Genomic DNA, 12,547 nt, shown 5'->3' with positions numbered 1-12,547 from the left:
AATGTCAAAATGCAACCTATATTCGTTGTTTGGTTTCTTCGCACCTTTTGCAACTGTGAGGGAAAACACAAAAAACTATTATAATTAATTCAGTATAGACTAGCTTTGTAGAGCAGAGCAAGGAATATGAACACAACACCCTCTAAAAGCGAAACTGATGAAATACTTAAGTGGTTGAATCACAACCGCCAAATGTTATTAGATTTGTATAAAAATCAATATGTTGCGTATAATGCGAATGGGATAATTGCACATAGCGAAAACTTACGCGAAGTTTTAGAATTAGCTAATGCTGCAAAACAAACGTTTTTAATCTATTTAGTTCCTCATTACACTGCTTCTGTAGAAATTTTACCAATTCGCTTTCGCACCGTTGCCCGTCATGATTGGCAACCAAATTATACTGTTAATTTAAAGCATAGAGATATAGAATTTTCTACAACAATGTTAGTAGATTCTGGTGCTGAATTGAGTTTAATTTCCTTGAAAGTAGGTCAAGATTTAGGGTATGCTTTAGCTGATGCAGAATCTATTTTATTAGCAGAAACTATAGGTGGTAAAGTTGAGTATGTTTTACGTAACGTAGAAATGACAATTGATGGACATAATTTTATTGCTTCTGTGGCATGGTTACAAACCAATACAGGTGGAGAACAATTATTATTAGGGCGAGAAGTTGTATTTGATAAATTTAATATTGAATTTAGGCAAGCGGAGGAGAAAATTATTTTTACATGGCGCGAAGACTGGCATTCATAATTTGTCAGAATCAGGATTTACAGGATTTAAGGATTTACAGGATGATGATAAGATTAATCAGAAAAATCAAACTACAATGATTAGTGTCTAAAAGATACATCACTCAAAAGGATTAATACGATTATTAATTTTCACTTTACCTCTAGTTTCAGAGACTAACTTCAGACATTCTTCCAAGTCATCCCCTACCCATGTACCAGCATGACGTAAAATTGAACGTCCTGAAGCTGGCTTATAGTTAGTTTTTTCTGATAAACTTGTTTCTTGTTTATATTTAATAAATTCCACAAATTCATCAATAAATTTCAAATTTTCTGGTGAAATAGTTAATAGATTTTGTTCGATTTTTTGTCTTAATTCAAGAGAGTTCATAATTTTGACCTCCTAATTACAATTAATATTTTTTACTTTCATAAATTTTCTGTTGATAAATAAAGTATCATTTCGTTATTGATTAAATAAAGCTGTGAGCAATCACTTTAGTATCAAGTTTTCCAAAGTTTTGTTTATTTCACTTATGTTAATTCATTTTTGATTCGATTTATTGCATTTTTTAGATTACCTGAATTACTCCAATTTACAAACCCACCAAAAATTAGATACCCATGATTATCAGCTAGAAAAATATGGTTAAGTCCAATAACGTTTTTACAAATTTTAACTACAGTACCATCTTTAAGTACAAATATAGGTCTAGACCATTTAAAATCTCTGTCATGACAATGAGATATGCTAGGTACAGCATCTAAAATTTCTATAGCTTTTTGTGCAAATTTTGAAATAGTAACAGCTTTTTCAGCTTCATAAAGTACATCATCAGTAATATAATTAATTACTTTCCCAAATACAGATACTCCAACAACTTCCCACATATTTTTTTATCCTATTACGCACCTTAGTAACTATTATGAGAATATTTTATAAGTACATCAGACATCAGACATCAGACTATAGATAAATAATTTTTATTTACAAAATTTATTTATACAAAACTATAAGCAGACATTGAGAAAGTTATTTAAAAATTACCTCCTCTCTAATCTCAATATCCAAAGCCCGTTGAACTTTCAAAATTTTTGTGAAACTAGAATTAGCATATTGATTAGCCTCATCACGTTGCACCTGTTGTTCCTTCACATTTAAACGTTCGGCTAATTGTCCCTGAGTTAAACCGCGAAAAATCCGAGCTTTAATCAATGCTTCTGGTAATTCTTCTAAAGAATTACATTCTAACTTTTCTATTTGCTGTGTTTTCAATTTTTCATATTCTTCGACTTGTTCTGATAGTTCTTCTATTTCACCATTAAGTGAACCTAAATATGATTGATGCCGTAACTTTTCATTTTCATTATCTTGTGAGGGTACTTTTTTTTTCAAATTTTCTATTGCTAATTGAAATTTTTTAATCTGGGCTTTAGTAATCATATATTGGCGTTCATTTAAAATCATGGTTAGTATTGAAAGAAAATAAAGAATTCTTGTAATTATTCATTATACAATAGCCTTTAGCAAAGCTAACATATTTTGAGAAAATTCTCCATGCTTTAGGGTTTAAAGAAATTACTTACTTCCAAGGAGAAATAATTTCACAAATTGGACTAGAATCTTGAATTTCTATTTCCAGCTTAAGCGTATTCTTTAAATATTCAATTATACTGTCACAGTTATTTTTCGCATCTTCTGGTGACTCACCAAATGTTACAATATTATCCCGATGAAAAACTGTTTTTCTTATAAAAATTCTATAGAGATATATAGGCTTTCGGGAGGATACATTATAACTATTGATACTTTCAATAAAATTATTTCTTATATATTTTAGTTTATCAAATAAATCACTAGAAATAACCTCATTCATTATATAGAGTTCGCTAATAAAACTTAATTTTTCTTTAAATTTATCTAATATCTCTTCATACTCATTAAAAAACTCATCCTGTAACTTTCCTAAATTATTATTTAAATAATGTTTTGATAAATAGTAGCTTGTGAATATACCAAAAAGAGAAGTTGTTAAGATGGCAATTTTAACAATTATTAAAGTTCTTTCATATTGAGGTTGGTACTCAATTGAATCAAAATGAGTTTCTTTAACTTTAATATCTTCATCTAATTTAAATTCAATTAAGAAACGTTCAATATAGTTGAAACATTGTTGTAATTCATTTGAATATTTCGAGATTATATCAATATCTTTTTCATCATAAATACCTATTTTATTCAATGCTGTATCATAGGCTTTAGAAACGAGAAGATTATTTTTGTAGATTTTCATACAATTGATATTTTCCTCAGTTGAAGCAAATGATAAATAAAGATTAATAACCTGTAATGATTTTACTTGTAAATCAATAGAGTTTCTAAATAAAACAGATATTTCTCTCTTTTCTTTATCGTCTGCTATTTTTTTTAAAAATCTATTAGTACAGAAACCTCCTAAGATAGTAAATATAAACGCAATCTTAGAGTTACCTTCAGCCCAAGATTGAATTGAAGACCAATAAATATAAATAATCTCAAAAAGAAAGCCAGATACTATAAAAATGAAACTGGAGATTAAAACTCCTGGAGGATTTTCATTATACTGAGGAATTTTAACAGAAAATACAAATTTTAATATCAGTATTCCAGCAATTGAAAATCCAATAATTGCTGGTAAAACTTCTGTAATACTGTGGAAATTATTAACAACCATGATTAAATAATTGAAGCTAAACGAGATTGGGAGTATTTTATTATTTTTTTGATAAATAGACAATGATTTTCGACGTATTCAGCAAGTTTACTCTTTCGCATTAGATTCTTGGGTTTAAATTGTGTACTCAAATCCTAAATCCTGGATATCCTGATTCAGACAAATAAAGACAAAAAAAAGCGGGCTAACCGCTAATGCTTGGTTAACCCGTTTCGTTTTGGGAACGCGCTACAGAAATTGTTACTGCAATACCAACTTAACATTGGCGTTTTGCAGACCGCGCTGTTTTACTTCAGCCAAAGTCTTGTTAACGGCATATTTTTGATTGATGGAGTTGATCAACTCGGTCTGGTTGTGCTTCTTAGCAACACCCCAGAGGTCAGCAATGAGGTCAAAAGAACCATCACTGTTGCGAGACCAACCTAAATCGTACTCGCCTTCCAATACAGCAACGATGTCGGAACGTAGACGCTGACCGTTATAACCACGAACATCAGCTTCAGTCTTTACGCTGATACCTAAATCGCGCAAAGAAGATTTGAGAATTTCAGCATCGGTGATCTTGGTACGCAGAGTGCTAAAGTGAGACATTTGGGTTTCCTCCAATAAGAAGATTGATGAGAAAAACGACAACATTTCCTTTTCAGCCAAGCCGCATGATTTGGGAGCGGCTTTTTTCCAAACTGTTAGCCTTGTGACTAACCTTTCCCCCCTGACATTGCAGAGGAAAGCTTTTAAAACTCCATGCGCTGATATTCAGCAACAGAGGAGGCTGCGGGTCTAGCACGCTGTCTGGCCCAGTCTCTTAAAGCTGTGACCTGTTCTTGCATCGTTCGTGACAGCGGCAAAGTAGACTTCAATGCAGCAATAATATCTAATTGGGTGAACTCCCGATCTTGGGCGAAGGCTTCATACATAGCCGCCACGATCGCTTGTTCAATTTCTGCCCCAGAAAAACCGTCTGACATTTTTGCTAGTTGTTGTAGATCAAATCTAGCAATATCTTCCCTGCGTTTGGTTAGGTGAATACTAAAGATATCCTGACGTTCTTCTGGTGTGGGCAGATCCACAAAGAAAATTTCATCAAAGCGACCTTTCCTCAAAAACTCTCCAGGTAAGCGTTCTACGCGGTTAGCAGTTGCCATGACAAACACTGGAGATTTCTTTTCCTGCATCCAGGTGAGGAAAGAGCCGAAAATTCTATTTGATGTCCCCCCATCAGAATCGCCTGAACCACCACTACCCGCAAAGGATTTATCCAACTCGTCGATAAACAGAATCGTGGGGGAAATTGATTCTGCTGTTTTCAGGGCGTTCCGCAGGTTTGCTTCACTTCGACCCACCATTGAGCCGTCGTAAACCCGCCCCATATCTAACCGCAAGATTGGTAAACCCCACAAACGGGAGGTAGTTTTGGCAATGAGTGACTTACCACAACCGGGAACACCGAGAATTAACATCCCTTTTGGTTGAGGTAAACCATACTCTCTCGCCCTTTCTGTAAAGGCGTTAGAGCGTTGGGTAAGCCAGGTTTTCAACTCTTCCAAGCCACCCACAGCATCAAGAGTTTCATCTTCTTCGATGTACTCCAAGATACCGTTACGGCGAATTAATTGTTTTTTCTCGGATAAGACGATATCAACTTCATCTTCCGTCAATCGCCCAGTTGTTACCTGTGCTTTACGGTATACTTTCTCTGCTTCATCTTTAGTTAGACCTAAAGCTGCTCTGAGAAGTTTTTCTCGCGCCTCGGTTGTTAGCCGTCGTCCCCGATTTTGCTCTTGATGGTAAGTTAAAACTTTATTCAACTCCGCCATATCTGGCAATTGGAAATCTAGAACAACAACTTCTTTTTCTAGTTCAATAGGAACTTGCTGTATGGGAGACATCAAAACGATATTCTTTTGTGTTCCTTTGAAACTAGCGATCGCGTCCCGTAGGGATCTAGTTGTTGCAGGCGCATCAATAAAGGGATGTAAATCTTTAAGAATAAATATACTAGCTTCTTTTTGTCGAGAAATCCAATCAATTGCTGCTTCTGGCGAAACAGTATTGTGTTGTGTTGTATTGCGGGGTTGACCATACTCCACAATACCGTGAGTCACTGTCCAAACATATACTCGCCTTTGGGGCTTTAACTCTTGGGCGACTTTAAAAATTGCTTGCTCTGCCCGTTCTTCCTCGGAGGTCACAAGGTAGATTAAAGGGTATTGAGCTTGAATTAGTATATTGAGCTCTTCTTTCATACTATCGACCTACTTGAGACCTTAATAGAGACAGCACCGATAGCGATAGCGTGGTGTTAAGCCATACTATGGATTAATCATTAATAATTTCTATCTAGCAAGGAACTAATTCTTCCTCTCCCTTGGGATAAGTTTCATCTTGTTCTCTCGCGTCAATAGATAGATGATCCTGAGCTATTACTCCTGGTTGATTGCCTAAATCCACTAGTTCCCCATCACGTAACACCACTGAAGTTTCACAAGTGGGACAGGAATAAACCCGATGGGTTCGCCCATAAGAAGACGCTTCTATTTCTTCTACCAATTCTGAATTCATCAGGTAGAAATCAAGCGCCCGTTCTGCTAGGTCTGACATCGGTTCTGAGTCAACAGCAGAACGAATTTTGAGTCTTCTGTGCAATTCCGGCGATAAATATAACGTAACCTTTTGCTTAGTTTGCATATCACTTTTTAGTGGTCTTACCCGGGTATGTATCCCACCTTATCGGCTCTTTTCTGAGTTGTCAAGATGGTAAAACGTTTTGACGGTGATTTTGTTACATTTCTCAACAAAACTAGGATAACTACGTGAGATAATCATAGAAATGAGTAATTTATCAAACTTAGAAAATTGGTAATCGGTGATTATTTCCCCAGCCTTCTACCTCTTTTCCTTGTTAGCAATTATGGGTGCAATACACGTACAAAAGACACTGTATGCCATTACTTCAGGCGTTGGCATAGGCATGATGATGTGGGGGTGTAATACTAACCTCCAACTTAACGAGACGACATGGAAAATATATAGAAATGATCGTTATGGTTTTGAGTTTCCCTATCCCAACACCTGGAAAGAATTAGGAACTCCAGACAATAGTGATGGTATTGCTTTAGTTTCACCAAATAAGAAAACTGTAGAAATTCGGTCTTGGGCAAGTAAGCCCTTATTAAAATCCCAAAAATCCAAACCAGAACCTAATTTTCAGACTAATCAAGGAGTTTCTGGTGTACTGGTAGTAGAAGTTAGTGAAAAAGTAACTATCATGAAGTTGACCATTACTCAAGAGCAATTGGAATATCACTGGCAAGGACAAAGTGGCAGTCAAGAGTTTGCCAATTATTATCGTCTGTTTTACTACGTTGCTCAGGAGTATAAAATTAGTCAGTAGTTACAGGCAGGAGTGTTTTTTAATTTTTAATTTTTAATTGATTTACTGCCTTAGCGAGAATTTAATGATGAATAAGGGACACAAACCTGATAAATTTAGCTATCAGCAAGTAAAAACTGGTAAAGGTCAGTAACTCAGGGCTAAAGCTACTGAGCTTGTTTGATTTATCTGACAAGCTGTACTGACCAGCCTCAGTCAAAACTAGACTACGTTTTTTGAGTCACGACACCGGGGAATGCGTAGCTAGTTCCCTGCTCTGTCATTTGCAATTAAACAGTTTTACAGTCACTGAAACAGTGTTGCAAGTCTAAAAAGCTCTTAAAACATTGGCGAAGCTAACATTACCCCAGAAATGGGAGTTGGTTTTTCAGGTTTCCAATCAAAAAACCTGACTAAAATTTAAGATTCAATGCGGTTAAAACCGCCAGTGTCGCTTCTCTCTAGTCCCTTTAGGGACTGAGTTTCCTGCATACCGTGAAGTTTTATGAAAGTCCTGGTTATTGGTGGCGATGGGTATTGCGGTTGGGCAACCGCGCTTTACCTTTCTAATCGAGGTTATGAAGTTGGAATTTTAGATAGTTTGGTGCGAAGGCACTGGGATAATGAATTGGGTGTTGAAACTCTTACCCCAATTGCACCAATTCAGCAACGTCTCCAGCGATGGCAGGATTTGACTAGTAAATCTATCGATCTGTTCATCGGCGATATTACTAATTACGAATTTCTGCACAAAGCCTTACACCAATTTCAGCCAACGGCCATAGTGCATTTTGGTGAACAGCGTTCAGCACCATTTTCCATGATTGACCGTGAACACGCCGTTCTCACCCAGGTTAATAATGTAGTTGGTACATTGAACTTGCTGTACATTATGCGGGAAGATTTCCCAGATTGCCATTTGGTGAAATTGGGAACAATGGGTGAATATGGAACTCCCAACATTGATATTGAAGAAGGGTATATCACAATTGAACACAACGGGCGCAAAGATACTTTGCCCTATCCTAAGCAGCCTGGTTCAATGTATCATTTGAGCAAAGTCCATGATAGCCATAATATCCACTTTGCTTGTCGGATTTGGGGATTAAGAGCTACAGACTTAAATCAAGGGATAGTTTACGGTGTCTTAACCGAAGAAACGGGGATGGACGAACTGTTAATTAACCGCTTGGATTACGATGGCGTATTTGGTACAGCATTAAACCGCTTTTGTATTCAAGCAACCGTAGGACATCCACTCACCGTCTATGGGAAAGGTGGACAAACTCGCGGATTTTTGGATATTCGGGATACAGTGAGATGTATTGAATTAGCGATCGCTAATCCGGCTGAACCTGGAGAATTCCGTGTTTTTAACCAATTTACCGAATTATTCAGCGTTGGTGATTTGGCAATGATGGTGAAAAAAGCTGGTAACGCAATGGGACTAAATGTGGATATTAACCACATAGAAAACCCCAGAGTGGAAAAAGAAGAACACTACTTCAACGCTAAAAATACCAAACTCTTAGATTTGGGTTTACAACCTCATCTCCTCTGTGACTCTTTACTTGATTCATTATTAAACTTTGCAGTCAAGTATCAGAAACGAGTTGATCACAAACAAATTCTGCCTAAAGTCTCGTGGCATAGAAAATAGGTGACAGGTGACAGGTAGATTAATTCTCCACTGCTTTCCCTGACTCCTGACTCCTGACTGGGCGCAGGCCCTGCGCCCCTACCTCCTGAATTCTGACTCCTGACTGGGCGCAGGCCCTGCGCCCCTACCTCCTAACTCCTGCTTTCCAGTTTTTTTATGAGAATCGCCCTATTCACGGAAACTTTTTTACCTAAAGTTGACGGCATAGTGACACGCTTGCGTCATACCGTTGACCATTTACAACGCCATGGTAATCAAGTCTTAGTATTTGCGCCTGAAGGTGGCATAACTGAACATAAAGGTGCGAAAGTTTACGGTGTTAGTGGCTTTCCCTTACCTTTATATCCTGAGTTAAAAATGGCACTGCCTCGCCCTGCCATTGGTCACGCTTTAGAAGAATTCCAACCCGATATTATTCATGTTGTCAACCCCGCAATTCTAGGATTAGCGGGGATTTTTTATAGTAAAGTTCTGAAAATTCCCCTGCTGGCTTCTTATCATACCCACTTGCCCCAATACCTACAACATTATGGTTTAGGGATGTTAGAAGGTTTACTATGGGAGTTACTTAAAGCTGGTCATAATCAAGCAGCATTAAATCTTTGTACTTCTACCGCAATGGTTACAGAACTCACAGCCCATGGTATTGAAAGGGTTGATTTGTGGCAAAGGGGAGTAGATACAGAAACTTTTTCTCCAGATTTAGCTAGTCGGGAAATGCGATCGCATCTCTCCCAAAATCATCCAGATAGCCCCTTGTTGCTGTACGTTGGTCGTCTTTCTGCTGAAAAGGAAATTGAACGCATCAAACCCATTTTAGAAGCCATTCCCGATGCCAGATTAGCTTTAGTTGGAGATGGTCCCCACCGTCCAACTTTAGAAAAACATTTTGCAGGTACAAATACTTATTTTGTTGGTTATTTAATGGGTAAAGAATTAGGATCTGCCTTTGCCAGTGCTGATGCCTTTATTTTTCCTTCCCGCACAGAAACACTCGGCTTAGTGCTGCTAGAAGCCATGTCCGCAGGCTGTCCAGTCGTAGCCGCCCGTTCTGGAGGTATCCCTGATATCGTTACAGATGGAGTTAATGGATATCTTTTTGACCCACAAGCTGATATTCAAGAGGCGATTAATGCTACTATACGTCTGTTAAAACAAAGACAGGAAATAACTATTATCCGTAAAAATGCCCGGACAGAAGCAGAAAAATGGGGATGGGCTTCTGCTACACAACAACTGCAAGATTATTATCAAAAAATAGTCTTAAATCATGATATCGGGAATAGTTGGGGCAAATGATTCGTAGGACTTACGCAAAATATCTCTGAAACCCTCTTTTCTTAGTGTCCTTCGTTCCTTCGTGGTTCATTCTTTCGTGACTTGTGCGTAAGTCCTGATTCGGAAAAATGTAGGGCTATATTACGGAAATTTCCAATCCAAAATCTAAAATCTAAAATCTAAAATTCCCATGACACTTCCTAACCCTGGTAGCGTCTTGGCTACATTAACTGAACTCACTCAAGTTAACCGGACTCATGCCTTACTAAGTCGAGTTAAAGACCTTTCTGTTAATGAATTTGTATGTTTGCTAGACTTCATTACGGCTGAATTCCAACAATTTATCAGAGCTATTGATTTAATCAATAATGAAGCTCTAGAAACTATGTTGGAAAAGGTACTTGAAGCAATTACCTTGAAAATTGGTCAAATTCTGCAAGCAGAACATACAGCTATTTTTTTAGTTGATTACGATAAAGGACAATTATGGTCAAAAGTTCTTAAAGATAATAGTCAAAAGTTTCTCGAAATTCGGACTTCTATTAATGTTGGTATTCCTGGCCATGTGGCCAGCACAGGTAACTGTTTAAATATTGCTGAAACTACTAATCATCCTCTTTTTAGCCCAGAGTTGGAAAAACAAATGGGCTATAAAATCCGCAATTTATTATGTATGCCAGTTTTGAGTAGTAAAAACCAAATTGTAGCGGTAGTACAACTGGCAAATAAAGCAGGGGATATTCCTTTCAATGAAGATGATGAAGAACGGTTTCGAGATTTTGCTGCTGCTATTGGCATTATTCTAGAAAGTTGTCAATCTTTTTATGTAGCGGCTCGTCATCAACGAGGAGCAACAGCTTTATTACGAGCCACACAAACTTTAGGACAAAGTTTGGATCTAGAAGCTACTTTGCAGATGGTGATGGAACAAGCTAGAATCTTGATGCAAGCAGATCGTAGCACCCTATTTTTATATCGTAAAGAATTAGACGAATTGTGGACAAAGGTGGCAGAGGTTAATGGTAAAAACCTGATAGAGATTCGGATTAGTGCGAGTCGAGGGATTGCTGGTTATGTTGCTTCCAATGGTACAGCCCTCAATATTACAGATGCCTATACAGATCCTCGATTTGACTCTTCAATAGATAAAAAAACGGGTTATGTAACTCGTAATATTTTATGTTTACCAGTATTTAATTCCGCTAATGAATTGATTGGTGTTACGCAATTAATTAATAAACAACAAGGTAGTTTTACGGCTTCAGATGAAGAATTTATGCGAGCTTTTAATATCCAAGCCGGGATTGCTTTGGAGAATGCTCGCTTATTTGAAAGTGTTTTATTAGAAAAACAATATCAAAAAGATATTCTTCAGAGTTTATCTGATGCGGTAATTTCTACAGATATGCTTGGTCAAATTGTCACTATTAATGATGCTGCATTGGAATTATTAGGCTGTCCAGTCAGAAAGGCTAATAATAAAAATAATAAGCCGCTATGGGAACAAAATTTAATTGGTCGCCAAGTTTGGGATGTTGTGCCAATTGAAAATTTACAAATGCGAATAGAAGATAGTTTGAAGCATGGAGCTAAACATTATGTTCCTGAACAAAGTTTGCTGGTGGGATTATATGAAAAGGTAAATAATGGGATTGAACAGTTAATTTTAGCTGTTAGCGATCGCCATAATCCCAATATTTTTATTCCCTGGAATCAATCTCTGACTTCCCAATCTGAATTACTGAGTGCAGATGATGTCCAGAAGTTAGAACGAAGTATTAATCTGACTGTCAATCCCTTGACTAACCCCGAAGGTGGAGTGCGTGGTGGTTTAGTCGTGCTAGAAGATATCAGTCGGGAAAAACGCATGAAAAGCACTATGTACCGTTATTTGAATCCTCACGTAGCCGAGCAGGTGATGGCTCTAGGACAAGATGCTTTAATGGTTGGGGAACGTAAGGAAGTCACTATTTTGTTTTCTGATATCCGGGGTTATACAACCCTGACGGAAAATTTGGGAGCGACGGAGGTAGTATCACTCCTAAATCAGTATTTTGAAACAATGGTAGAGGCGGTTTTTAATTATGAAGGGACTTTAGATAAATTTATTGGTGATGCTTTAATGGCGGTATTTGGTGCGCCGCTACCACTCACAGAAAATCACGCTTGGCGAGCAATCCAATCCGCATTAGATATGCGTCAGCGATTACAGGAATTTAACCAAAGACGCATTTTTCAATCTCAACCACAAATTCGGATTGGAATTGGGATTAGTTCCGGAGAAGTGGTTTCTGGGAATATTGGTTCTCAAAAACGGATGGATTATACAGTGATTGGTGATGGGGTGAATTTGAGTTCCCGCCTGGAAGGAGTGACGAAAGAATACGGTTGTGATATTATTATCAGCGAGTTTACTTACAATTTGTGTAGCGATCGCTTGTGGGTGCGCCAACTAGATAAAATTCGCGTTAAAGGTAAACACCAAGCTGTGAATATTTATGAGTTGCTTGGCGATCGCTCTACTCCCCTAGATGCTAACACCCAAGAATTTTTGCATCATTACCATGCGGGACGAAATGCCTATGTATTAAGGGAATTTACCAAAGCGATCGCCTGTTTTGAATCCGCCAAAGGTATTTATCCCACAGATCAAGCTGTTGATATCCACTTAGAACGCTCCTATAAATATCAACAAACACCACCGCCAAAATCTTGGGATGGTGTCTGGACAATGGTTACAAAATAACAATTAACAATTGATGATTCTTCCTTCTTCCTTTGT

At 37.5% G+C, this 12,547-nt stretch carries 12 protein-coding genes; 5 read left to right on the top strand and 7 right to left on the bottom strand.

Annotation, left to right across the window (positions count from 1 at the left end):
• Positions 1–126 precede the first annotated feature (126 nt).
• The gene (locus FJR04_RS04600; protein WP_168492241.1) at positions 127–759 is read left to right on the top strand and encodes a retropepsin-like domain-containing protein; all 633 of its coding nucleotides are present in this window, start codon (positions 127–129) and stop codon (positions 757–759) included.
• A 99-nt stretch (positions 760–858) separates the two neighbouring features.
• On the opposite strand, the gene FJR04_RS04595 is transcribed toward FJR04_RS04600, so the two are convergent.
• From FJR04_RS04595 to FJR04_RS04565, 7 genes are all read right to left on the bottom strand, one after another.
• Positions 859–1,131, bottom strand: coding sequence for a hypothetical protein (locus FJR04_RS04595; RefSeq protein WP_027403473.1), 273 nt, complete (start codon positions 1,129–1,131; stop codon positions 859–861).
• A 143-nt stretch (positions 1,132–1,274) separates the two neighbouring features.
• Positions 1,275–1,631 (bottom strand): hypothetical protein, encoded by a 357-nt coding sequence (locus FJR04_RS04590; RefSeq protein WP_168492240.1) that lies wholly within the window; start codon positions 1,629–1,631, stop codon positions 1,275–1,277.
• Positions 1,632–1,773: 142 nt separating this feature from the next.
• A complete protein-coding gene (locus tag FJR04_RS04585) occupies positions 1,774–2,208 on the bottom strand; it encodes a helix-turn-helix transcriptional regulator (protein WP_168492238.1) in 435 nt (144 codons plus the stop codon).
• A gap of 115 nt (positions 2,209–2,323) precedes the next feature.
• On the bottom strand, positions 2,324–3,454 hold the full coding sequence (locus tag FJR04_RS04580; RefSeq protein ID WP_168492237.1) for a hypothetical protein: 1,131 nt from the start codon (positions 3,452–3,454) through the stop codon (positions 2,324–2,326).
• Positions 3,455–3,694: 240 nt separating this feature from the next.
• Positions 3,695–4,045: a DUF1257 domain-containing protein gene (locus FJR04_RS04575; RefSeq protein ID WP_015081375.1), complete on the bottom strand. Its 351-nt coding sequence runs from the start codon at positions 4,043–4,045 to the stop codon at positions 3,695–3,697.
• Between the two features lie 143 nt (positions 4,046–4,188).
• Positions 4,189–5,700, bottom strand: coding sequence for an AAA family ATPase (locus tag FJR04_RS04570; protein ID WP_168492236.1), 1,512 nt, complete (start codon positions 5,698–5,700; stop codon positions 4,189–4,191).
• Positions 5,701–5,794: 94 nt separating this feature from the next.
• Positions 5,795–6,142 (bottom strand): hypothetical protein, encoded by a 348-nt coding sequence (locus tag FJR04_RS04565; RefSeq protein ID WP_168492234.1) that lies wholly within the window; start codon positions 6,140–6,142, stop codon positions 5,795–5,797.
• A gap of 223 nt (positions 6,143–6,365) precedes the next feature.
• Between FJR04_RS04565 and FJR04_RS04560 the strand changes: the two genes are divergently transcribed.
• The 4 genes from FJR04_RS04560 (at position 6,366) to FJR04_RS04545 (ending at position 12,511) form a co-directional block, all read left to right on the top strand.
• A complete protein-coding gene (locus FJR04_RS04560) occupies positions 6,366–6,848 on the top strand; it encodes a hypothetical protein (protein WP_168492233.1) in 483 nt (160 codons plus the stop codon).
• A 484-nt stretch (positions 6,849–7,332) separates the two neighbouring features.
• A complete protein-coding gene (locus FJR04_RS04555) occupies positions 7,333–8,487 on the top strand; it encodes an NAD-dependent epimerase/dehydratase family protein (RefSeq protein ID WP_168492231.1) in 1,155 nt (384 codons plus the stop codon).
• Positions 8,488–8,643: 156 nt separating this feature from the next.
• On the top strand, positions 8,644–9,786 hold the full coding sequence (locus tag FJR04_RS04550; RefSeq protein WP_168492229.1) for a glycosyltransferase family 1 protein: 1,143 nt from the start codon (positions 8,644–8,646) through the stop codon (positions 9,784–9,786).
• A gap of 169 nt (positions 9,787–9,955) precedes the next feature.
• On the top strand, positions 9,956–12,511 hold the full coding sequence (locus tag FJR04_RS04545; protein WP_168492227.1) for an adenylate/guanylate cyclase domain-containing protein: 2,556 nt from the start codon (positions 9,956–9,958) through the stop codon (positions 12,509–12,511).
• The last annotated feature ends 36 nt before the right edge of the window (positions 12,512–12,547 follow it).

Origin of the sequence: Anabaena sp. UHCC 0204, from assembly GCF_009711975.1 — a bacterium.
In the GTDB taxonomy this organism is placed as follows: Bacteria; Cyanobacteriota; Cyanobacteriia; order Cyanobacteriales; family Nostocaceae; genus Dolichospermum.
The sequence above is the reverse complement of the archived record's forward strand: the minus strand, read 5'-3'. Positions and strand labels throughout refer to the sequence as shown.

What these genes read in the sequence shown, in the direction of transcription:
- FJR04_RS04600 (WP_168492241.1), top strand. Translation starts at nt 127, where the DNA reads ATGAACACAACACCCTCTAAAAGCGAAACTGATGAAATACTTAAGTGG.
- FJR04_RS04595 (WP_027403473.1), bottom strand. Translation starts at nt 1,131, where the DNA reads ATGAACTCTCTTGAATTAAGACAAAAAATCGAACAAAATCTATTAACT.
- FJR04_RS04590 (WP_168492240.1), bottom strand. Translation starts at nt 1,631, where the DNA reads ATGTGGGAAGTTGTTGGAGTATCTGTATTTGGGAAAGTAATTAATTAT.
- FJR04_RS04585 (WP_168492238.1), bottom strand. Translation starts at nt 2,208, where the DNA reads ATGATTTTAAATGAACGCCAATATATGATTACTAAAGCCCAGATTAAA.
- FJR04_RS04580 (WP_168492237.1), bottom strand. Translation starts at nt 3,454, where the DNA reads ATGGTTGTTAATAATTTCCACAGTATTACAGAAGTTTTACCAGCAATT.
- FJR04_RS04575 (WP_015081375.1), bottom strand. Translation starts at nt 4,045, where the DNA reads ATGTCTCACTTTAGCACTCTGCGTACCAAGATCACCGATGCTGAAATT.
- FJR04_RS04570 (WP_168492236.1), bottom strand. Translation starts at nt 5,700, where the DNA reads ATGAAAGAAGAGCTCAATATACTAATTCAAGCTCAATACCCTTTAATC.
- FJR04_RS04565 (WP_168492234.1), bottom strand. Translation starts at nt 6,142, where the DNA reads ATGCAAACTAAGCAAAAGGTTACGTTATATTTATCGCCGGAATTGCAC.
- FJR04_RS04560 (WP_168492233.1), top strand. Translation starts at nt 6,366, where the DNA reads ATGGGTGCAATACACGTACAAAAGACACTGTATGCCATTACTTCAGGC.
- FJR04_RS04555 (WP_168492231.1), top strand. Translation starts at nt 7,333, where the DNA reads ATGAAAGTCCTGGTTATTGGTGGCGATGGGTATTGCGGTTGGGCAACC.
- FJR04_RS04550 (WP_168492229.1), top strand. Translation starts at nt 8,644, where the DNA reads ATGAGAATCGCCCTATTCACGGAAACTTTTTTACCTAAAGTTGACGGC.
- FJR04_RS04545 (WP_168492227.1), top strand. Translation starts at nt 9,956, where the DNA reads ATGACACTTCCTAACCCTGGTAGCGTCTTGGCTACATTAACTGAACTC.